We start from the raw sequence: 20,700 nt of genomic DNA on the forward strand, positions 1-20,700 counted from the left end.
CTCAGTGAGCCACGACGCGTGCCATCGAGCCTCGGCGTGGCTGCATCGGAACGCCACGAGCGGGTTCCGGTGCGGCCCTGCCGCCCGCGGCCGGTTGGCGGCCCGCCGGGGCTGGGCTGCGGCGCGGCTGGGCCGCGACGCCGTTCTGGACGTCCATCACGGCGTGCGCGACGAGACCGCCCATGGGGTCGTGCCTGATCAGGTCCCGCAGCCGGGACCGCGAGGACCTGCCCTCGTTGCCCGGATACAGGTGCTTGCCGAGACCGACCGCGTGCGCCAGTGCGGCGAGCGCCGCGGTCCGCGGGTCCGGCGGCACGCCGGTGCGGATCGCGGAATCCAGCCGGGACCGGATCTCCCGGCTGATGGCGTTGTCCGTCGCCTGGTAGCGAGTGGTCGGCAGCACCCCGCACATCTGACCGGCGACGGCATGCACCATGCCGCACCGCTCCAGATGCGAGAGGTAGGTCTGGCGCAACCCCAATCGGGGTCCGCCGATCCAGTGAACGGCACGCACGGGAGCGCCACGCCTGCGCAGCAGCTCCAACGCACAGTCCAAAGTCGGATCTCCAGTCGGCCGTGGTACCACCACGGCGATACGATCCCCGTCTGGGGCTATCCGTCCGGCCAGCGCCAGCTCCACTAGCTGTGCTCCGGCCAGACCGAGGTCGAGCGACTGCGGCTGTGCAGTGGTACCCGTGGCCGGGTCCAGTGCCAGCAGCAGAAGCTCCTCCGGAATTGTTCTGCGGCTCCTGCCCATCCATGCCTCCCCGCGTGGATGAATGACAGGGTGACCCCTCTCACATTGGTCTGTCGAGGGTGCGTGACCTGTTTGTAAGGGAACCAGTAGGTATGTCGTTCTCGTCTATCGCTTCGGTCAGGCCCGCACACAGGACACTGGTACATGGTTCGGACAGCGCTGCGGAGCGGTGTCCCGGGCGGCGGCGATTCAGACGGATCACGGTTTAGGAGGCATCGGTGGCGGGCGAGTCCCCCGACAGTTCGAAGCAGCGCGAGTCGTCGGCAGAACCGACGTCGGGGAGCGCGGTTCCGGTTCCGGAGTCCCGGAACGAATCCACCGACCCCCGTCTCGCGATGACCCGCGGCGGCGTGGACACGGCCACGCGCGTGTTGTCGTCCCGCGACCTGGCGGAGGCCAGAAAGCCGGCGCCGCCCGCGGAGAAGCCCGACCAGGCCGAGCCCCCGGAGAAGACCGAGAAGGCCGAGAAGGCCGACTCCGAGGAGCCCAAGTCCGGCGACGACCGCCTGCGCGCGGCCGTGGCGGCGTGGGTGGCGAACGGCGACGAGAAGACACCGGCTGCCGAGGCCGCGGACGCGGAGGAGACGCGCGAGGCCGAGGCGGAGGCGAACGCCGAGGCGAAGACCGCCGCCGAGGAGACCCCGAAGCCCGAAGCCGACGCCACCCCTGAGGGGGACGCGGACACCGAGGCGAAGGCGCAAGACGCCGAGGCGGAGAAGCCGGAGGCCGAGGCGGAAGAGCCCGAGGCCGAGGCGGAAGAGCCCGAGGCCGAGGCAGACGACCCGGGCGCCGAGCCCGAGGCCGAGGCAGACGAGCCCGAGCCCGAGGTCCAGGCAGACGAGCCGGAGGCCGAAGCCGAAGCCGAAGCCGAGGACGGCGAGTCCGCCGACGCTGACGCCGAGCCGAGCGCCGGCCCGGCGGCCACCGGCCCGGAGGCCGCCGCCACCAAGACCACCCCCCAGGACGCACCCGAGGCCGCCGACGGCGAGGACGCCCCACAGGGGCCGCCCGCAGCCGACGACGAGAGCCGCACGGGCGGTGCGGGTGGGAACGACACCCCCCAAGCCCCGCAGAGGCCCGAGGCCGCCGACGGCGAGGACGCCCCACAGGGGCCACCCGCAGCCGACGACGAAAGCCGCACGGGTGGTGCGGGTGGGAGCGAGGCGGCCGAAGGCGAAGCCGAGGACGCTTCGAAGCCCGCGGCCAAGGTCGTGGACCAGCCCACCACCGCCTTCCGCGCCGTCCGGCCCCCCGTGGACCAGCCCACCAGCAAGTTCGTCGCCCTCAAGCCCGACCTCCCGGCCAAGCCGGCGACGCAAGCGAAGCCCACGGCACCCGCCACCTCGCCGAAGCCCACGGCGCCCGATGCCACCGCCGCCGTCCCCCAGGTCGGTCCCGAGCGCACCACTCAGCAGCCGCTGCCGCCCAAGCCGCCGCTCGACCTGCTCGCCGAGCTGACGAACACCCCGCCGCCCCCGGACACCCCTGTCCGCACTCTGGTCCGCCGGGTCAAGATCTGGACTCCGCTCGTTTTGCTCCTGGTGGTGGTCTTCGCGATCGTGCAGGCCGTACGACCGGTCCCCACCCCCACCCTCGACCTCACCGCGCAGGAGACGTACACCTTCGACGGCGGCAAGGTCGACATCCCCTGGCCGCAGGAGGGACAGGCCGCCCTCGACGTCCAGGGCATCGGCACCTTCGGCTCCTCCGGTGAGCAGAAGCCCGTCCCGATCGCCAGCGTCGCCAAGGTCATGACCGCGTACGTCATCCTCCGCGACCACCCCCTCAAGAGCGGCGAAGAGGGCCCGAAGATCGAGATCGACCAGACCGCCGAGGAGCAGTCGGACGCCGGCCAGGAGTCCACCGTCGACGTCTTCGCCGGTGACTCCATCACCGAGCGCGAGGCCCTGGAGAGCATCCTCATCGCGTCCGCGAACAACGTGGCGCGTCTCCTGGCCCGTTGGGACGCGGGGTCCGAGAAGGCGTTCGTGGAGAAGATGAACGCCGCCGCCGAGGACCTCGGCATGACCAACACGACGTACACCGACCCCTCGGGCCTGAACAACACGACCGTCAGCACCGCCGTGGACCAGGTCAAGCTCGCCAAGGCCGGGATGGAGTTCCCCGCCTTCCGCGAGGTCGCCGCGATGATGTCGTACGACGACTACAAGGGCCAGAACCACGGCAACTGGAACCAGCTCGTCGGCAAGAACAACGTCGTCGGCATCAAGACCGGCACCACCACCTCCGCCCTCGGCAACCTGGTCTTCGCCGCGAAGCAGGACGTCGGCGGCGAGACCCGCACCATCGTCGGCGCGGTGGTGCGCCAGCCGGACACCGGCAGCGGCATCCTCGCCGCCGCGCTCAGCGCCGGCGACCAGCTGATCCGCGCCGCGCAGGGCGCGCTGGAGTCCAAGACGCTGCTGAAGAAGGGCGAGGTCGTCGGATACGTCGACGACGGGCTCGGCGGCCGTACCCCGGTCGTGGCGACGAAGGACGTCAAGGCGGCCGGCTGGACGGGCCTGAAGGTGGAGCTGGACTTCGCCGCCGACGCCGTACCGCACACGGCGAAGGCCGGCACCAAGGTCGGCACGCTCACCGTCGGCGACGGCGGCACCGCGGGCGCGGTCAAGGTCCCGGTGGCGCTCCAGAGCGACCTGGTGGAGCCCGGCTTCACCGACAAGCTGACGCGGATCGGCTGAGCCGCCGAGGTCGCACCGCCCGCGCCGCAGCCCACCGACCGGCCCCACCCGGGAGCCGCCCGGTGGGCTGCGTGCTAGCGTCACGAAACGGGTCAGGCCGTCGCCCACAAGGCACGACCGGAGAACCCTCAGAGTCAGGGCCGACAACACGCGGGAAACGGGACGCGGCCAGAACAGAAGACAGGACACCACGGGGAGCCTTGACGGTGGCCACCGCTGAGCCGACACGCACCGACGACACCGACCCGGGCCCGGGAACCGGCCCGCGAATAGACGGGTCCGAGGAACCTGCACCGCAGTCCCTGCTGCTCACCGTGCGTGAGCGGCTGCTGCGCCACCCGGTCCTGTCGGTCACGGCCCTCGCCGGGGTGCTGCACATCGTCTGGTTCTTCACCTTCGCCAACAGCGGCGGCGACCTCGCGGCGCAGGACGCCTGGGCCGAGTTCGTCGGCCGGCACCCGGACTCGGCGTACAACCTCGCCTGGTACGGCGGGATGCACCCGGTGTCCTACAGCGTGGTGTCGCCGTATCTGATGTCCGTGCTCGGCGTCCGTACGACGATGATGATCGCCGGGACCGTCTCCGCCGGGCTGCTCACGCTCGTCCTGCTGCGCAGCCGGTCCGTGCGCAATCCGCTGTGGGCCGCGCTCGCGGGCGTGTTCGCGCTGCTGTGCAACGCCGCCTCGGGCCGGGTCACCTTCGGCCTGGGCACGATGTTCGCCCTCGGCGCGGTGGCCGTGGTGTTCTGCTGGCCGTACCGCTGGCGCTACAAGCGCTGGGCGAAGGCGCTGTGCGCCGCCCCGCTGGCCGCGCTCGCGACGATGGCCTCGCCGGTCGCCGGACTGTTCGTGGGTCTGATCGCGGTGGCGATGTTCCTGCAGAAGAGACGTCCCGGCGCCTGGGCGCTGGGGCTCGCGCCGACCGCGGTGGTGGCCGTGTCGGCGTGGCTGTTCCCCTTCTCCGGAACGCAGCCGATGTCGATCGCCTCGGCGATCCTGCCGTTCACCTCCGCCGTCCTGGTGCTGTTCCTCGTCCCCAAGGAGTGGACGACGGTCCGGCTGACCTCGGCGGTCTACGCGCTGTCGGTGCTGCTGGTGTGGCTGATCAGCTCGCAGATCGGCTCCAACATCACCCGGCTGCCCATGCTGTTCGCGGGCGTCGCGCTGGTGGCGGCGCTCCCGTTCACGGTGCCGCGCTCGCGCAAGTGGTACGCCGTCGTGCTGTCCGTCGTCGGGTTCACGGTGTGGATCGGCGTGAAGTCGGTCGACGACGTCGTGCACACCACCCCGGCCGCCTCCTGGGCCCGGGAGCTGGCGCCGCTGGTCAACGAACTCCAGGAGGTCGGCGCCGAGAAGGGCCGGGTGGAGGTCGTCCCGGCCCGCTCCCACCGCGAGGCCTCCGCGCTCGCGCCGTACGTCAATCTCGCCCGCGGCTGGAACCGCCAGGCCGACATGGAGCGCAACCCGCTCTTCTACGACGACACCCTGAACTCGGCGAACTATCTGGAGTGGCTGCGGCGCTGGGCCGTGCACTACGTGGTGGTGCCGAAGGACGATCCGGACGGCGACGGCGGTGAGCGCGAGCGGGAGCTGGTGCAGCGCGGGATGCCGTATCTGAAGCAGGTCTGGGGCGACGCGAACTGGCAGCTGTTCCGGGTGATCGACCCGGCGCCGCTGGCCGAGCCGAACACCGTGGTGGAGCGGGCCGAGCAGGGCGAGTGGACGATGCGGGTGAGCAAGCCGGGGCGGGTGCTGATCAAGATCCCTTACTCGCCGTGGCTGAGCATCGTCGACGCCGAGGGCCACAAGCTCGACCCGCCGAAGGAGACCGAGGCCTCCAAGGACCGTCCCGACGGTGAGCCGAAGACGTACGACAACGTCAACGGCTGCCTGATGGAGACCGAGGAGGACGCCCTCGGGGACAAGTGGACGATGCTGGTGGCCCCGAAGGCGGGCACGTACCGGCTGGCGGCGCCCTATGACGTGCCGCGCGGCACGCCGTGCCCCGACGCCCTGAAGTGACCCCCCTCAGCGGAGCTGGTCCACGTACCTGTCGGTGCCGGGGACGGTGGGGACGAAGGGGGCGAGCAGCTCGATCCGGCCCAGCCCTTCGGTGCTCAGGTCGGTGCTCAGGTCCGTGAAGTACGGCTCCCAGCACTCCCGTGGGTCCGCCTCCAGGAACCACAGCAGGGTCAGCCGGGTGTCGACGCCCTCGACCTGCTTGACGTAGGTCATCCGGTCGCCGGGCAGCGGGGTCGGCCGGAAGATCGTCACCATCGCGGCCGGGGAGCCCGCGAGGCGCTTCGGCAGGTGGCGCGAGCGCAGCCACTCCAGCAGCTCGGCCCGCCGCTCGGCCGACTCCGCGTCGACGACCTCCAGCACGAGCCCCCGGTACGGGTGGTCCAGCGCGTGGAAGTCGCGCGGGCCGGCCGCGCCGTCCCGGTACACGGTCGCCTCGTGGTCCTGGAAGGCCGTGAAGACGTGGGTGCGTTCCCGGTGGACGCGGGCGTCGCGGTTGAGGCGCTTGTTGATGGCGACGGTCCACTTCATGTGGTCGTCGTAGCGGCCCGCGGTGATCCAGTACGTCGAGAGGTAGCAGCCCGCCGTGACCGGCTGGGCGACGGCCGACTTCTCGGGCACGCGCAGGAGCTGCAGGTCCCGGGTGGCGACCCAGCGGCGGCCCGCGTACATCCAGGGCATGGCCATGGCGCCGGCGTAGTAGTGATCGTCCTCGTACCAGCGGTTGTAGGCGTACTCGTGGCCCGGGTGCGGTTCGACCATGGTGATCAGGGCATGGCCCGGGCGGACGCCGTACGGGCCGACGGCGGCCAGTTCGGCGTAGACCTCGCTGCGGGTGCCGTCACTGCGGGTGCCGTCACTGCGGGTGTCCTCGCTCCCGCGGTCCTGAGCGCTCATGCGGTTCCCCTTTCCTGCGGTCGCCCATACTCTGACGCTCCGTCAGATGGAGCGCCAGAGGCCGGGAGGGGTCGGGATGTCTTTGCTCGCGGGCAGGACCGTGGTGGTGTCGGGAGTCGGGCCCGGACTCGAGCACCAAGTGGCGGCGGCGGTCGTCCGGGACGGCGGCAACGCGGTGCTCGGGGCGCGCACGGAGGCCAACCTCGCCAAGAGCGCGGCCGAGATCGATCCGGGCGGGGCGCACACGGCGTACCGCCCGACGGACATTACCGACGAACCGCAGTGCCGCGCGCTCGCCGAGCTGGCGCGGGAGCGGTTCGGGCGGATCGACGGCGTCGTGCATGTGGCGGCCTGGGACAGCTGCTTCGGGGGCCTGGAGGACGCGGACTTCACCACCTGGCAGTCGGTGCTCGACGTGAACCTGCTGGGGTCGCTGCGGATGACACGCGCGTGCCTTCCCGCGCTGCGGGACGGCGGTGGCGGCTCGGTGGTGTTCATCGGCACGCAGTCGGCGGTGGCGGCGCCCTCGCAGGTGCGGCAGGCCGCGTACGCCGCCTCGAAGGGGGCGCTGACCAGCGCGATGTACTCGCTGGCGCGGGAGCTCGGGCCGTCTCGGATCCGGGTCAACACCGTGCTGCCGGGCTGGATGTGGGGGCCGCCGGTGCAGGCGTACGTCCAGTTCACGGCGCAGACGGAAGGGGTGCCGGAGTCCGTCGTGCTGAAGCGGCTCGCGGACCGGATGGCGCTGCCGGAGCTGGCCACGGACGGGGATGTGGCGGACGCGGCGGCGTTCCTGGTGTCGGACCGCGCACGGGCGATCACCGGACAGTCTTTGCTGGTCAACGCCGGGGAGCTGATGCGATGAGTTCATGGATATGAACTGAGGCCATGTTCGCGAATACTTTTACCTCCCCTTGACCCTACGCTCACTTGTCGTGCTCACGCGACAGTGCGGACGATGAGCGCCGGGCTGAACCCTGGGAGGGCGCACATGAACGGTCTCGACTGGGCCGTGCTCATCGGCTATTTCGGCGTGATGGTGGCCATCGGCATCTGGTCGCACAAGCGCGTGGACAACGTGAGCGACTTCTTCACGGCCGGCGGGAAGATGCCGTGGTGGCTCTCCGGCATCTCGCACCACATGTCGGGCTACAGCGCGGTGATGTTCACCGGCTACGCGGGGATCGCCTACACCTACGGCGTGACGTCCTTCGTCACCTGGTCCTTCCCGATCGCCCTCGGCATCGCCATCGGCTCGAAGCTGTTCGCGCCGCGGATCAACCGGCTCCGCTCACGGCTCCACGTGGCCTCCCCGCTGGAGTACCTGAAGAACCGGTACGACCTGAAGACGCAGCAGGCGCTGGCGTGGTCCGGGATGCTGCTGAAGATCGTGGACGTGGGCGCGAAGTGGGCGGCGATCGCGACCCTGCTGTCCGTGTTCACCGGGATCTCGCTGAACCAGGGGATCCTGATCACGGGTTCGATCACGGCCGTGTACTGCACGATCGGCGGGCTGTGGGCGGACGCGCTGACCGAGCTCGGCCAGTTCGTGATCCAACTCCTGGCCGGTGTGGCGATGTTCGTGGCCGTGGTCGTCGAACTGGACGACAAGGGCATCGGCTTCTTCGGCGCCTGGGACGAACCGGAGCTCCAGGGCCACGGCGAGCCACTGGTGGGGCCGTACGGGACCGTCTTCCTGCTGGCGTTCCTCTTCATCAAGCTGTTCGAGTACAACGGCGGCATGCTCAACCAGGCGCAGCGGTACATGGCGACGCCGAACGCGCGTGAGGCGGAGCGGTCGGCCCGGCTGTCGGCGATCCTGTGGCTGGTCTGGCCGCTGGTGCTGTTCTTCCCGATGTGGATGTCGCCGCTGCTGGTGGATTCGCAGAAGCCGGACGGTTCGGACTCCTACGGTCTGATGACCGAACAGCTGCTGCCGCACGGCCTGTTGGGCCTGGTGATCGTCGGCTTCTTCTCGCACACCATGGCGATGTGCTCCTCCGACGCGAACGCCATCGCGGCGGTGTTCACCCGGGACTGCGCGCCGGTGGTGTGGCGCAGGGCGCGGAGCTGGAGCGAGGGTCAGGGCCTGCGCGTGGCCCGGGTCACGACGGTGGTCTTCCTGGGCCTGTCCATGGCGGCGGCGACCCAGGTGAACTCGCCGACGTTCGGGGACATCATCACGGTCGTGATCAAGTGGGTGGCCGGGCTGATGGGCCCGATGGCGATCCCGATGATGCTGGGCCTGCTGCGCCCCTTCCGCCGCTCGGGTCCCACGGCGGCGCTGACCAGCTGGTCGCTCGGGCTGCTGGCCTTCTGGCTGGTGAACTACCCGATCAGCTGGAACGTCGAGGGCGGGGTACCGCTGCAGTACCAGGTCTCGATCCCGCTCGCGGTCTCCCTGGTCCTGTACATCCTGGTCGGCTACATCAAGCCGGAGGACACCCCGGAACGCCTGGCCATCATCGAGAAGATCAACACCGACGACGACAGCGCGGCGGCCGCGGTACCGGCCCCGGCCCCGGCCGGGGACGACGTGGTCGGCATGCGGGTGAAGGACTAGCGCGGATAGCGGGCCAGCCAGCCCGGGGAGGAGCCCGCCGGGCCGTGCAGGGCCGGGCCCTGGGTCATCTCCATCGCGAAGTCGTCCGCCAGTTCCAGGATCGTGGGACGGCCCTCCAGCTCGGCCAGCCAAGCCGGGGGGAGGGCCGTCTCGCCGTGCAGGGCGCCCAGGAGGCCGCCCGTCAGGGCGCCCGCCGCCGCGGACGGGCCGTCGTGGTTCACCGACAGGCACAGGCCGTGCCGTACGTCCTCGCCCACCAGGGCGCAGTACACCGCCGCCGCGAGCAGACCGTCCGCCGTGCCCTCGCCCAGCAGTTCCTCGACCCGGGCCGGCGTCGGCATCCCCTGCCGCACCGCGCCGAGCGCGTGCTGGAGCGCCGCCGAGACCGGCTGGTGGCCGGGACGGGCCGCCAGCAGCGCCAGCGTCCGCTGGACCGCGCCATCGAGCGACTCCCCGCAGGCCAGGCCGTGCACGATCACCGCGTACGCCCCCGCCGACAGGTATCCCACCGGGTGGCCGTGCGTCTGCGCCGCGCACTCGATCGCCAGCTGGGCCACCAGTTGGGGCTCCCAGCCGACCAGGAGCCCGAAGGGGGCCGAGCGGGCCGCCGCCTCCGGACCGGCCTCGCCGGGGTTCTTCGGCGCCTCCGGTGTGCCCATCGTCTCGTCGCCCAGACCGATCAGCAGCGACCGCGCCGGATCGCGCCGCGCGTACAGCCACTCCTCGCGGGCCAGCCAGCCGTCGTCCTTGCGCCGCTCGTCGGGACCCCAGTCCCGCTGGGTCGCCGCCCACCGCAGATAGGCCCGGTGCAGATCCGTCGGCGGATGCCAGGCGCCGGTGTCCCGGCGGACCTGGGCGCGTATCAGCCCGTCGACCGAGAAGAGGGCGAGCTGGGTCAGATGCGTCACCGCGCCCCGGCGGCCGTAGCCGAGCCCCAGATCGACCAGGCCCTCGGCGCCGTACGTCTCCCTGATCTCCGCCAGGCCCATCCCGTCCACGGGCGCGCCCAGCGCGTCGCCGACCGCGACCCCGAGCATCGTGCCGCGCACCCGGCTGCGGAAGTCCTGCTGTTCGGAACGGCCCCAGACCGGGCCGGCAGTCGCACCCACCAAGACCTCCCCGGGACACCGTGCGGACGTACGACAGCTCAGCACTGTAATCGACCAGGAACGGTCGGTTCAGGGTGTGGAAGGGTATGCGGGGTGTGCGGAGAACGGCTCGTACTGACCCGTCTTGCTCACCGATGGTCACATTTGCGCCTACGACGGGTTTCCCAAGACGGGTTCAGGCGCCGTCCAGCCGGCCCGCCCGCTCCTCGTCCGCCGCCGCGAGCTCCTCGGCCCCCAGCGTCCGGTGCACCGCCGCCCGCTGCATCAGCGCCCACGTGTACGCCGGGCGGGCCGCGAGCACCCGGTCCAGTTCCGCCAGCGCCTCCTCGCACCGGCCGTGAACGGCCAGGGTGGCCCCCCGGCTGGCCCGCGCCGACACATACCCGGGATCCAGGGCCAGCGCCCGGTCGAGGTCGGCCAGGGACTCCTCGCACCGCCCCACCGCCCGCAGCGCGTCTCCCCGCTCACACAGCCCCCACGCCCAGTCGGGGTCCACGGTGAGCGCCCGGTCCAGGTCCGCCAGTTGCCGCTCCGGCTCCCCCAGCGCCCGCCAGACCCTGGCCCGGCGCGCGAGGGCCCACGGGTACTCGGGGTTCAGCTCCAGTGCCCGGTCCAGGTCCGCGAGTGCCGCCCGCGGGTCCCCGTGCCGCAGCCGGGTCGCGCCCCGGGAGGCCCAGGCGAAGTCGAGGGCGGGGTCGAGCCGGATGGCCTCGCCGAGGTCCCGTTCGGCCTCGTCCCGGTGGCCCTGGGCCCGGTGGTACTCCCCGCGGACCGCGAGCCAGCGGGCGTCGTCCGGGGTCAGGGCGAGCGCCCGGTCCAGGTCGGCGACGGCCGCCGCGTAGTCGCCGAGCTCGGCGTGGGTGCGGGCCCGGCCCCGGTGGGCGCGGGCCAGGCCGGGGTCGAGGGCGAGGGCCCGGCCGTACTCCACGAGCGCCTCCTCGTGCGCCCCGGAGTCCCGCAGAGCGCCACCCCGTACCGTCAGCGCCTGCGCCTTCACGGCGGCCTCGAATCCCGCGCCGCGCACCAACAGCCCCAGTGCCGCTGGCACTCCGCCCTCCGCGAGCGCCGCGCCCAGCTCACTCCCCCACCGGCCCGCCTCCCCGGCCCCCGCGTCCTCGCCCGCCTCCGCCAGCGCCCGCGCCCAGCGCACCGCCACGGTGTCCCCCGCGTCGCAGGCCATGACGAACTCGCCCAGCACCTCGGGCAGCGCCTCCCGCGCCCCCGCGCACAGCCGGTGGTAGGACTCCGAGAGCCGCAGCTCCCGCCACTCCTCGTCCGCCCACAACTCCTCGGCGCCCCGCCCGCCTTCGGTCTCGGCCCGCCACGCGCCGAACACCTCCGCGAGCCGCCGCTGCCGTGCGGCCCACCCGCGCGGGGAGCGCCGCCGCTCCAGGCGCAGCATGGGCGCCCGTACGACGTCGTGGTACCGCACCCACCCGCCGTGCTCGACGACGAACGGCAGCGAGCACAGCCAGTCGTACAAGGCGTCGGTCTCGTCGTCCGGGCAGTCCACCAGCGCCCGGAACACATCCGCGTCCAGCCGGCGGGGCAGCGCGCAGGTCAGGGCCACCCGGCGGCGGACGGGATCGCTCTCCCAGCGCAGGAAGCGTTCGACGGCGGTGGCGCTGGGGTCGCCCACCTCCGCCAGGCCGCCGGGCCGCGCCTCGGCCAGCGTCGACACCAGGACCGGCAGCCCGCCGGTCAGCCGGAGCACCTCCGCCACCACGGGCTCGGCCACCACGCCCCGCGCCGCGAGCAGGCCGCGCGCCTCGGCGTCGGTGAACGGCGCGAGGGGCACCTCGGTCACCGAGTCCAGGCCGCTCCAGCGGGCGCCGGACAGCCGCCGCTGTCCGGCGGTGACCACGACCACGGCGGCCGGCAGTCCGCCGTACCGCTCCGGCCCGGTGAGCACGTCGTACAGCCACGGATCGAGGAAGGGCCCGGTCCGCTCGTAGGTGTCGAAGAACAGGACGATCGCCGGTACGGCCGAGGCGGCGGCGCGCAGTTCGTCGAGGAGGACCGGGGTGAGCACCTTCTCCGGTGTGAGGACCAGGTCCACGTCCTCGGGGCTGCGGAAGCGGGCGCTGAGGCCGGCGCGCAGCCGGTCCGCGCCCTGGGCGAGCCGGTCCACGGGCACGGCCCGGGTGACGAGCCCGGCGCCCGGCACGGCCGTGTCCAGCAGGCCGAGGCCCAGTTCGACGGCCGCCCTGCTGCCGTCCGAGGGTGCCTCCGGCTCGGCCGCGAGCGCGGCGACGGCCGCCGCCTCCGCCTCGTGCCGCCGCTCCCGGTAGGCGGCCAGACGGCGCTCCAGTTCCTTCAACCGCCGTCCCTGGTCCAGGAACTGACGGCACAGCACGTCTAGAGCTTCCGGCACGCTGCCCGCGCCCTCGTCGACGTACGCCGTCAACGCGCCGCGCTCACGGGCCAGTTGAGCCAACTCCCGGACCAGGAAGGTCTTTCCGACGCCCGCGCTGCCGTGCACATGGAAGCGGAAGCGGCGCCGGGCGTCCCCGGGCGGGATGTCGAAGTTCCCCGTGAACAGGGCCCGTTCGGCCTCACGGCCGACGAATCCGGCACGGGCGCGCTGCCGGATCAGCTCCTGCCACGACGGGTCAGCGTGCGCCATGCGCTCCATTCTGGCTCAATCGATCTGGATCACACCGCCCCGCCACGGGAAGATGGCCGTCATGGCATCGACACCCCCACGCACCGCCCTCCGCCTCACCGCCACCCTTCTCACCGCGAGCGTCGCGCTCTACATGGCGCTCGTGGCCTTCGGGAACATCACGGACTACGGGACGAACCAGCAGTTCGTACGGCATGTGCTCGCGATGGACACCACGTTCAAGGACGACGACCTGATGTGGAGAGCCATCACCAGTAAGGGACTTCAGGACACCGCGTACGTCGCGATCATCGTCTGGGAGACCGTGGCCGCGCTCGTCCTCATATACGGCACCTGGCTCTGGGCCCGCGGCGGCGACCGCGGGGCCCGGCGCTTCTCGACCTACGGTCTGCTCATGGTCATGCTGCTGTTCGGCGCCGGGTTCATCGCGATCGGCGGTGAGTGGTTCGCCATGTGGCAGTCCGGGGACTGGAACGGTCTGGACGCGGCGACCCGGGTCTTCGTGTTCAGCGGCATCGTGCTGATCGTCAACCATCTGCCGAGTCCGGCCGAGTCCTAGTCGGAGCCCGAGCTGCTGTTGCTCCGCGAACCCTTGCCCGAGGACTTCGCCAGGACCGACAGCAGCTCGCCGGCGCCCCGGGTCGCGGCGGCCCACACCCGGGCCCAGCGCGGAGCCGTACCCCGGGCCGTCCACACCACGCAGACGCAGCCCCCGACGGCCAGCGCCAGAATCACCAGAAGGATCAGTACGCCCACTGTCACGTCCCCCGCTCTCCGTCTACTCGACCACCGTCACGGTCGTCCCCGCCGTCCCGAACTTCCACACCGCCGAGCCGTCCGCCGCCTTCATCCGGATACCGCCCGTGCTGGCCCCCTCGGCCGGGGGCGGCGGGGACGAGCCGTCCACGGCGTTGGAGAAGGCGAAGTTCACGCCGGACCCCGCCGCGAAGTAGACCACGTTCTCGATCTCCACGCCGTCCGAACCCGTTGTCTCCTCGGCCCGCGTGCCCACCTCGTAGCTGCCCGGCTCCGGGGACACCGTGCCCGGCCAGACCGTGAAGGTGCGGCGCGTGGCCTCGCTCGCGTCCACCAGCCACACCCGCTTCTCGCCGAGCGAGTACACGATCCGGCGGCCCGTGCCCGAGTCGTCCGGCACCCGCGTCGGCTTCGCGGACTCGGCGGGCTTGGGCGTCGCGGTGGCGGAGGCGCTCGGCCGGGCGGCTTCGGCCGTGGGGCGCGGGCCCTTGTCGGCCTGTACGGCCAGGACGGCGACGGCGGCTATCGCTCCCACCGTCAGACCGGTCACCCAGACCTTCGGGGCAGGCACGGCACGGATCTCCTCAGCTCACCGACAGGGTCGGATCATCGTACTGCCCAGGGGCGGAGACCTTTGCTCCAGCCAGGTGCGGAAGCCCTCCGCCCCGGCCCGGTGCCGAAGCCTTCTACTCCAGCACCGGCAGCAGCTCCGGCAGATGCCCGTCCGACACCGCCGCCGCGCGCTGCCGCTCCTCCGGGACCTCGCCGTACAGGGTCGTGCGCGGCCGCGCCGGGCGCCCCGCCGCCTCCGCCACCGCGATCAGGTCCTTGACCGACTTGTAGGAGCCGTAGGAGGAGCCCGCCATGCGGGAGATCGTCTCCTCCATCAGCGTGCCGCCGAGGTCGTTCGCGCCGGAGCGCAGCATCTGAGCCGCGCCCTCCGCGCCCAGCTTCACCCAGCTCGTCTGGATGTTCGGGATCCAGGGGTGCAGCAGGAGACGGGCCATCGCCGTCACCGCCCGGTTGTCCCGCAGGGTGGGGCCGGGGCGCGCGATGCCCGCCAGGTACACCGGCGCGTTCGTGTGGATGAAGGGGAGGGTCACGAACTCCGTGAAGCCGCCGGTCTCCCGCTGGATGCGGGCCAGGGTGCGGAAGTGCCCGAGCCAGTGGCGCGGCTGGTCGACATGGCCGTACATCATCGTCGACGAGGAGCGGATGCCCAGCTCGTGCGCCGTGGTGATCACCTCGATCCACGTGGCCGTCGGCAGCTTGCCCTTGGTCAGCACCCAGCGGACCTCGTCGTCGAGGATCTCCGCCGCCGTGCCGGGGATCGAGTCCAGGCCCGCTTCCTTCGCCGCGCTCAGCCACTCGCGGATCGGCATACCGGTGCGGGTGGCGCCGTTCACGACCTCCATGGGCGAGAAGGCGTGCACATGCATCCCCGGCACGCGTTCCTTCACCGCCCTCGCGATGTCGAAGTACGCCGTCCCCGGCAGGTCGGGATGGATCCCGCCCTGCATGCAGACCTCCACCGCGCCCACGTCCCACGCCTGCTGGGCGCGGTCGGCGACCTGGGCCAGCGAGAGGGTGTACGCGTCGGCGTCCGTGCGGCGCTGGGCGAACGCGCAGAACCGGCAGCCGGTGTAGCAGACGTTGGTGAAGTTGATGTTCCGCGTGACGATGTACGTCACATCGTCGCCCACCGCCGCCCTGCGCACGTCGTCGGCGATCCGCGTCAACGCGTCCAGCGCCGGTCCGTCGGCGTGCAGCAGCGCCAGCGCCTCCTCGTCGGTGAGCCTCGTCGGGTCGTCGGCCGCGGTGGCGAGCGCCGCCCGTACGTCGGTGTCGATGCGCTCCGGTGCCATCCCGGGGGCCGCCGCCTCGCGCAGGGCGCCCCAGTCGCCGTACACCTCATCGAAGTCGTCGCGCCGGTCGGACGTACGGCCCTCGGTGTCGATGGTGGCGTGCAGATCCGTCCGGCCGGAGGCCTCGAAGACCTCCTCGGGCTCCTGCCAGGGGTGTCCCTCGACCACGGCGTCCGCTTTGGCGAGCCCGGTCGCCGGATCCGCCAGCGCCGCCACGTGCGGACGCAGCCGCGGGTCCAGCCAAGGCTCCCCGCGCCGCACGAACTCCGGGTACACGCACAGGCGTTCCCGCAGGGTGAACCCGGCGGCTCCCGAGCGGGCGGCCAGCTCCTCGATCTGCGGCCACGGCCGCTCGGGGTTCACATGGTCGATGGTCAGCGGGGAGACCCCGCCCCAGTCGTCGATCCCGGCGCCGATCAGCCGCTCGTACTCGGAGTCCACCAGGTTCGGCGGGGCCTGGAGGCAGGCCGCGGGCCCCATGATGTGCCGGGCGACGGCGATCGTGGCGACGAGTTCGTCGAGTTCCGCGTCCGGCATGCCGCGCATCGCGGTGTCCGGCTTGGCGCGGAAGTTCTGGATGATCAGTTCCTGGATGCCGTGGTAGGCGCGGGAGACCTTGCGCAGCGCGAACAGGGACTCGGCGCGCTCCTCGTAGGTCTCACCGATGCCGATCAGCAGCCCGGAGGTGAAGGGGACGGAGGAGCGGCCGGCGTCCTCCAGCACCCGCAGCCGTACGGCCGGTTCCTTGTCCGGGGAGCCGTGGTGCGGGCCGCCGGGCTCGGACCACAGCCGGGTGGCCGTCGTCTCCAGCATCATGCCCATGGAGGGCGCGACGGGCTTCAGGCGCTGGAAGTCGGTCCAGGTCATGACCCCGGGGTTGAGATGGGGCAGCAGGCCCGTCTCCTCCAGGATCCGGATGGAGACGGCGCGGACGTAGGCGATGGTGTCGTCGTAGCCGTGCGCGTCCAGCCACTCCCGCGCCTCCGGCCAGCGGTCCTCCGGCTTGTCGCCGAGGGTGATGAGCGCTTCCTTGCAGCCGAGGGCCGCGCCCTTGCGGGCGATGTCGAGGACCTCGTCCGGGGACATGAACATCCCGTGCCCGGCCCGGCGCAGCTTGCCGGGCACGGTCACGAACGTGCAGTAGTGGCACTTGTCCCGGCACAGCCGGGTGAGGGGGATGAAGACGCTCTTCGAGTACGTGATGACCCCGGTTCTGCCCGCCGCCTCCAGGCCCGCGTCCCGGACCCGGGCGGCGGACGCGGCGAGGTCGGTGAGGGCCTCGCCGCGCGCCTGGAGCAGGACGGCCGCCTCGGTGACGTCGAGGGCGACGCCGTCCCGGGCCCGTTTGAGGGCGCGACGCATGGAGTTCTCGGTCGGGCCGGTTCCGGAGGTCGCCGAAGTCGTCATCCTTCGAGCATACGGTCGCCTTGATCGACGCTCGCCGGTCACTCGGGCCTCCCTCGTACGTCAGGCGCCGCGTCTGCCGCCGCGTCAGCCGAGGAAGCCCGCGAGGTCGTCCAGCGCCCGCAGCACCTCGGCCTCCCCGGCGGGTGGCAACTGCGCCACGACCTCCTCGATCCCGAGGTCCGCGTAGTGCGCGAGCTTCCCGGCGGTCGGATAGACGGCGTACGGCACGACCTGGAGGGCGGCCGGGTCGCGGCCGGTGTCGGCCCAGACGGTCCGGAGCGCCGGCAGCGTCTCGGTCAGGCCCCGCCCGCCGATGGGCATCCAGCCGTCGGCGTACTCGCAGATGTGAGAGAAGAGCTTCGGCCCGGCGGCGCCGCCGACGAGCGTGCGCGGCCCGACGACCGGACCGCGCGCCTTCCGCACCGGCTTGGGGTAGGCGTACGAGGCCCGCACGCTGCCGAACTCGCCCTCGTGCGCGGTCGGTTCCTCCGCCCACAGGGCACGCATCAACGCCATCCGGTCGCGGACGAGTTCGCGCCGGGTGCGCCACTCGACGCCGTGGTCGGCGGCCTCCTCGACGTTCCAGCCGAAGCCGAGGCCGAGGGTGACGCGCCCGCCGGAGAGGTGGTCGACGGTCGCGATCTGCTTGGCCAGGGCGATCGGGTCGTGCTGGGCGACCAGGGTGATGCCGGTGCCGAGGCCGAGCCGCTCGGTCACGGCGGCGGCCTGGCCGAGCGCGACGAAGGGGTCGAGGGTACGGCCGTACTCGGGCGGCAGCTCGCCGCCGGCCGGGTACGGGGTGGTCCGCTCGACGGGGATGTGGGTGTGCTCGGGCAGGTACAGCCCGGCGAACCCCCGCTGCTCCAGCTCGCGGGCGAGCCGGGTCGGGGCGATCGTCTCGTCGGTGAGGAAGATCGTGACGGAGAGGCGCATGTCCCATCTGTACCGGGGGCGCCGCGAGAAGTCGATACCGACCGGTCGGCACAATTCTCGGGGTGACGCTCGATGTCCGCCGATTTCCTTCCCGTCCTTGCGAGTTCACGCCCGATGGGCACACTCCCGGGCATGTGTGATGACGACGCAAGGCTCGGAAGACGCGCCCTGTTCGTGACGGGCGCCGCGGCTGCGCTTACGTTGGGGAGCGTGACCTTCGCGAGAGGGGCGGACGACATGCACCACACCGAGACCCGTACGGTACGCGGGACTCTGCCGCCCGGCTCGCCCGATTTCGTGTACGTCCCCGTCGAAGTACCCGACGGAGTCCGGGAGATCAAGGTCTCCTACACCTACGACCGCCCGTCGGTCCCGGCCAGCACCCCCGGCAACGCCCTCGACATCGGCATCTTCGACGAACGCGGCACCGCCCTCGGCGGCAAGGGCTTCCGGGGCTGGTCGGGCGGGGCCCGGACCGAGTTCCACCTCCGCACCGACGACGCCACGCCCGGCTATCTCCCCGGGCCCGTCAACGAGGGCACCTGGCACATCGTCCTCGGCCCCTACACGGTCGCCCCGCAGGGCCTGGGCTACGAGCTCACGATCACGCTCTCCTACGGCGAGCAGGCCCCGGTCGCCGAGCCCGTGTACCCGCCGCAGCGGGCCAAGGGCCGCGGCCGGGACTGGTACCGCGGCGACTGCCATCTGCACTCCTGGTACTCCGACGGCCGCCGCACCCCCGCCGAGATCGCCGACCTCGCCCGCGCCGCCGGGCTGGACTTCATCAACAGCTCCGAGCACAACACGCACTCGGCGCACGCGCACTGGGCGGACGTGGCGGGGGACGACCTGCTGGTGATGCTGGGCGAGGAGGTGACCACCCGCAACGGCCATGTCCTCGCCGTCGGCACGGACCCCGGCACGTTCATCGATTGGCGCTACCGGGCCCGCGACAACCGGTTCGGCAGGTTCGCCCGCCGGATCCGCGAGTCCGGCGGCCTGGTCGTCCCCGCGCATCCGCACGCCACCTGCATCGGCTGCAACTGGAAGTTCGGCTTCGGCGAGGCGGACGCGGTCGAGGTGTGGAACGGCCCGTACACGCCCGACGACGAGGTGGCGCTGGCCGACTGGGACGGCATGCTGGTGGCGTCCGTGCGGGAGGGACAGGGAGACCGGACGGGACGGGGCTGGATCCCGGCCATGGGCAACAGCGACGCCCACCGCTCCCCCGACGCCGTGGGCTCACCGCAGACGGTGGTGCTCGCCGACGACCTGACCCGGGAGGCCATCCAGGCGGGGATCCGGGCGGGGCGGTCGTACGTCGCCGAGTCCCGTCATGTGTCGCTGGCGTTCACGGCCTCCGGCGGGCGGGGTCAGCACGCGGGCATCGGCGAGCGGTTGCGGGCGGACCGGGACACTCCCGTCACGGTCCGGCTGGAGGTCACGGGAGCGCCGCGCTGCACGGTCCGGTTCGTGACGGACCAGGGCGTGCTGTTCACCAGCGCGCCGCTGCCGGTCACGGGCGGCGGGACGGTGGAGTGGGTGACCACTCCGTCGTACGCGGCCTATGTGCGGGCGGAGTTGCGGCACGAGGCGGTGCTGGCGCCGTTGCCGGGGGCGTTGGCCGCGTTCACGAATCCGATCTTCCTCGGCCGCGACTGAGGGCTGCTTCACCGTGATCTCGTACCGGAACCAGGCGGCCTCGGCCTGGACGACGCTGCCGCGCCGAGGGCGATCCTGGCCCGGGTGCTGCTGAACATGCCCATGATCGCCGGAAGTCAGCACACCAGGTCGGCGACGACGGCCGCGTGATCGGAGGGCCACACCTCGTCCACGGGCCGGTCACCGGCCCGCCGCACCGCGCGCGCGGACACGGGCCCGCCCAGCTGGACGTAGTCGATCCGCGCCCCCCGCTGCGGCCCCTGCGGGTACGGGAGTCCCGGGTCCCAGTCCCAGGTCGCGGACGGGGCCGCGGGGTCGCCGGCCTCCGCCCAGGCGTCCCGGAAGTCGCGGGCGAACAGCCGCAGTTCGGGGGAGTCCGGCTCGGCGTTGAAGTCGCCGGTGACGATCGTCGCCCCGTCGCGCCGGGCGAACCTGACGAGCGCCTCGGCCTGTCGGCGGCGTACGGCGGAGGCGTGCGGGCCGCTCGTCAGGTGCGCGGTGACGAAGGACACCGGCCCGGTGCGGGCGTACAGAGCCAGCCGCCCGTCGTCCAGTTCCCCGGGCGCCGGAAGCCGCAGGACCTCCGTGGCCTCCACCGGCCAGCGGCTCAGTACCGCGTTGCCGATGTCCACGGACGTGTCCCCGATCCGCCGGCGCCAGCGCTCGGGGGCCGGAGAGGCGGCCCAGGTCCAGTACAGGCCCAGTTCGTCGGCGAGCCATTCCGCGAGGTTCTCCCCGTCGGCCGACCACACCTCCTGGAGTCCCACGAGGTCGGGCCGCAGTTCCCGCAGCACGGAGCGGATCGCCTTCTGCCGCTCACGCCATGGGCCGAACCGCCACCACAGGTTCCAGGTCACCACGCGCACGGACCCACCCCTCGGTCATGGCACCGTCAAGGGCACCATTAAAGGGGGCGAGGCACCGCCGCCCGGCGACACCACCGCAAAACATTCGTGAACACGTACCCACAGCGCCGCACCCGCCGACGACAGGAGCCCGACCGACCATGCCCCGCAGCATCGAGAGCAAGTACCGGACCGCCAGGGCGTTCCAGCGCCGCCTCAACGCCGTGATGCGCCACCTGCCGAACCACATCCTCCTGGAGACGACGGGCCGCACCTCGGGACTGCCCCGCCGCACACCGGTCGGCGGCCGTCGGGTCGGCGACTCCTTCTGGCTGGTCTCGGAGTTCGGGGAGCGCTCGCAGTACGTGCGCAACATCCTGGCCGACCCGAAGGTGCGGGTGCGCATCCGCGGCCGCTGGCACGAGGGCACGGCCCATCCGCTGCCCGACGACGACCCGGTGGCCCGGCTGCGCACCCTGCCCCGCTTCAACAGCGCGGCGGTACGGATGATCGGCGCTCAACTGCTGACGGTGCGGGTGGACTTGAAGGACTGAGGGCCG

General features: G+C 72.3%; 16 protein-coding genes. 7 read left to right on the plus strand and 9 right to left on the minus strand.

Features of this window, described 5'->3' with window-relative positions; genetic code table 11:
• Position 1: 1 nt before the first annotated feature.
• The gene (locus tag AC068Z_RS13815) at positions 2 to 757 is read right to left on the minus strand and encodes a GOLPH3/VPS74 family protein (RefSeq protein WP_478554818.1); all 756 of its coding nucleotides are present in this window, start codon (positions 755 to 757) and stop codon (positions 2 to 4) included.
• Positions 758 to 1,092: 335 nt separating this feature from the next.
• Between AC068Z_RS13815 and AC068Z_RS13820 the strand changes: the two genes are divergently transcribed.
• Both AC068Z_RS13820 and AC068Z_RS13825 read left to right on the plus strand, forming a co-directional pair.
• The gene (locus AC068Z_RS13820) at positions 1,093 to 3,459 is read left to right on the plus strand and encodes a D-alanyl-D-alanine carboxypeptidase (RefSeq protein ID WP_478554819.1); all 2,367 of its coding nucleotides are present in this window, start codon (positions 1,093 to 1,095) and stop codon (positions 3,457 to 3,459) included.
• Between the two features lie 206 nt (positions 3,460 to 3,665).
• Positions 3,666 to 5,480 (plus strand): MFS transporter, encoded by a 1,815-nt coding sequence (locus AC068Z_RS13825; RefSeq protein WP_478554820.1) that lies wholly within the window; start codon positions 3,666 to 3,668, stop codon positions 5,478 to 5,480.
• Positions 5,481 to 5,486: 6 nt separating this feature from the next.
• Here AC068Z_RS13825 and AC068Z_RS13830 read toward each other — a convergent pair whose 3' ends face one another.
• Positions 5,487 to 6,374 carry a hypothetical protein gene (locus tag AC068Z_RS13830; RefSeq protein WP_478554821.1) on the minus strand — a complete coding sequence of 296 codons (888 nt, stop codon included), beginning with the start codon at positions 6,372 to 6,374 and terminating at the stop codon, positions 5,487 to 5,489.
• 76 nt (positions 6,375 to 6,450) lie between these two features.
• Between AC068Z_RS13830 and AC068Z_RS13835 the strand changes: the two genes are divergently transcribed.
• Positions 6,451 to 7,239 (plus strand): SDR family oxidoreductase, encoded by a 789-nt coding sequence (locus tag AC068Z_RS13835; RefSeq protein ID WP_478554822.1) that lies wholly within the window; start codon positions 6,451 to 6,453, stop codon positions 7,237 to 7,239.
• 126 nt (positions 7,240 to 7,365) lie between these two features.
• A complete protein-coding gene (locus tag AC068Z_RS13840; protein WP_478554823.1) occupies positions 7,366 to 8,937 on the plus strand; it encodes a sodium:solute symporter family protein in 1,572 nt (523 codons plus the stop codon).
• Here the strand turns inward: AC068Z_RS13840 and AC068Z_RS13845 are convergent.
• Both AC068Z_RS13845 and AC068Z_RS13850 read right to left on the minus strand, forming a co-directional pair.
• The gene (locus AC068Z_RS13845) at positions 8,934 to 10,046 is read right to left on the minus strand and encodes an ADP-ribosylglycohydrolase family protein (RefSeq protein ID WP_478554824.1); all 1,113 of its coding nucleotides are present in this window, start codon (positions 10,044 to 10,046) and stop codon (positions 8,934 to 8,936) included. The two genes, AC068Z_RS13840 and AC068Z_RS13845, sit on opposite strands and share 4 nt — an antisense overlap.
• A 175-nt stretch (positions 10,047 to 10,221) precedes the next feature.
• A complete protein-coding gene (locus tag AC068Z_RS13850; protein ID WP_478554825.1) occupies positions 10,222 to 12,672 on the minus strand; it encodes a tetratricopeptide repeat protein in 2,451 nt (816 codons plus the stop codon).
• A gap of 61 nt (positions 12,673 to 12,733) precedes the next feature.
• Here AC068Z_RS13850 and AC068Z_RS13855 point away from each other — a divergent pair, with 61 nt between their 5' ends.
• Positions 12,734 to 13,231 (plus strand): DUF2165 domain-containing protein, encoded by a 498-nt coding sequence (locus AC068Z_RS13855; RefSeq protein WP_478554826.1) that lies wholly within the window; start codon positions 12,734 to 12,736, stop codon positions 13,229 to 13,231.
• Here AC068Z_RS13855 and AC068Z_RS13860 read toward each other — a convergent pair.
• The 4 genes from AC068Z_RS13860 to AC068Z_RS13875 all read right to left on the minus strand — a co-directional run bounded on the left by AC068Z_RS13860 (position 13,228) and on the right by AC068Z_RS13875 (position 17,633).
• The gene (locus AC068Z_RS13860) at positions 13,228 to 13,428 is read right to left on the minus strand and encodes a hypothetical protein (RefSeq protein ID WP_478555366.1); all 201 of its coding nucleotides are present in this window, start codon (positions 13,426 to 13,428) and stop codon (positions 13,228 to 13,230) included. The two genes, AC068Z_RS13855 and AC068Z_RS13860, sit on opposite strands and share 4 nt — an antisense overlap.
• Before the next feature lie 22 nt (positions 13,429 to 13,450).
• Entirely contained in the window at positions 13,451 to 13,999 is a 549-nt protein-coding gene (locus tag AC068Z_RS13865; RefSeq protein WP_478554827.1) for a hypothetical protein, read from the minus strand.
• A gap of 115 nt (positions 14,000 to 14,114) precedes the next feature.
• The gene (locus AC068Z_RS13870) at positions 14,115 to 16,700 is read right to left on the minus strand and encodes a bifunctional FO biosynthesis protein CofGH (RefSeq protein WP_478554828.1); all 2,586 of its coding nucleotides are present in this window, start codon (positions 16,698 to 16,700) and stop codon (positions 14,115 to 14,117) included.
• Between the two features lie 84 nt (positions 16,701 to 16,784).
• Positions 16,785 to 17,633 (minus strand): LLM class F420-dependent oxidoreductase, encoded by an 849-nt coding sequence (locus AC068Z_RS13875; protein ID WP_478554829.1) that lies wholly within the window; start codon positions 17,631 to 17,633, stop codon positions 16,785 to 16,787.
• 132 nt (positions 17,634 to 17,765) lie between these two features.
• On the opposite strand from AC068Z_RS13875, the gene AC068Z_RS13880 reads away from it, so the two are divergent.
• Positions 17,766 to 19,295 (plus strand): CehA/McbA family metallohydrolase, encoded by a 1,530-nt coding sequence (locus tag AC068Z_RS13880; protein ID WP_478554830.1) that lies wholly within the window; start codon positions 17,766 to 17,768, stop codon positions 19,293 to 19,295.
• A 116-nt stretch (positions 19,296 to 19,411) separates the two neighbouring features.
• Here AC068Z_RS13880 and AC068Z_RS13885 read toward each other — a convergent pair whose 3' ends face one another.
• Positions 19,412 to 20,161, minus strand: coding sequence for an endonuclease/exonuclease/phosphatase family protein (locus AC068Z_RS13885; protein ID WP_478554831.1), 750 nt, complete (start codon positions 20,159 to 20,161; stop codon positions 19,412 to 19,414).
• A gap of 140 nt (positions 20,162 to 20,301) precedes the next feature.
• On the opposite strand from AC068Z_RS13885, the gene AC068Z_RS13890 reads away from it, so the two are divergent.
• Entirely contained in the window at positions 20,302 to 20,694 is a 393-nt protein-coding gene (locus AC068Z_RS13890; protein ID WP_478554832.1) for a nitroreductase/quinone reductase family protein, read from the plus strand.
• Positions 20,695 to 20,700: the final 6 nt, after the last annotated feature.

It is taken from the genome of Streptomyces sp. NPDC043726, assembly GCF_056436565.1.

What these genes read in the sequence shown, in the direction of transcription:
- AC068Z_RS13815 (WP_478554818.1), bottom strand. Translation starts at nt 757, where the DNA reads ATGGGCAGGAGCCGCAGAACAATTCCGGAGGAGCTTCTGCTGCTGGCA.
- AC068Z_RS13820 (WP_478554819.1), top strand. Translation starts at nt 1,093, where the DNA reads ATGACCCGCGGCGGCGTGGACACGGCCACGCGCGTGTTGTCGTCCCGC.
- AC068Z_RS13830 (WP_478554821.1), bottom strand. Translation starts at nt 6,374, where the DNA reads ATGAGCGCTCAGGACCGCGGGAGCGAGGACACCCGCAGTGACGGCACC.
- AC068Z_RS13835 (WP_478554822.1), top strand. Translation starts at nt 6,451, where the DNA reads ATGTCTTTGCTCGCGGGCAGGACCGTGGTGGTGTCGGGAGTCGGGCCC.
- AC068Z_RS13840 (WP_478554823.1), top strand. Translation starts at nt 7,366, where the DNA reads ATGAACGGTCTCGACTGGGCCGTGCTCATCGGCTATTTCGGCGTGATG.
- AC068Z_RS13850 (WP_478554825.1), bottom strand. Translation starts at nt 12,672, where the DNA reads ATGGCGCACGCTGACCCGTCGTGGCAGGAGCTGATCCGGCAGCGCGCC.
- AC068Z_RS13855 (WP_478554826.1), top strand. Translation starts at nt 12,734, where the DNA reads ATGGCATCGACACCCCCACGCACCGCCCTCCGCCTCACCGCCACCCTT.
- AC068Z_RS13870 (WP_478554828.1), bottom strand. Translation starts at nt 16,700, where the DNA reads ATGACGACTTCGGCGACCTCCGGAACCGGCCCGACCGAGAACTCCATG.
- AC068Z_RS13875 (WP_478554829.1), bottom strand. Translation starts at nt 17,633, where the DNA reads ATGCGCCTCTCCGTCACGATCTTCCTCACCGACGAGACGATCGCCCCG.
- AC068Z_RS13880 (WP_478554830.1), top strand. Translation starts at nt 17,766, where the DNA reads ATGTGTGATGACGACGCAAGGCTCGGAAGACGCGCCCTGTTCGTGACG.
- AC068Z_RS13890 (WP_478554832.1), top strand. Translation starts at nt 20,302, where the DNA reads ATGCCCCGCAGCATCGAGAGCAAGTACCGGACCGCCAGGGCGTTCCAG.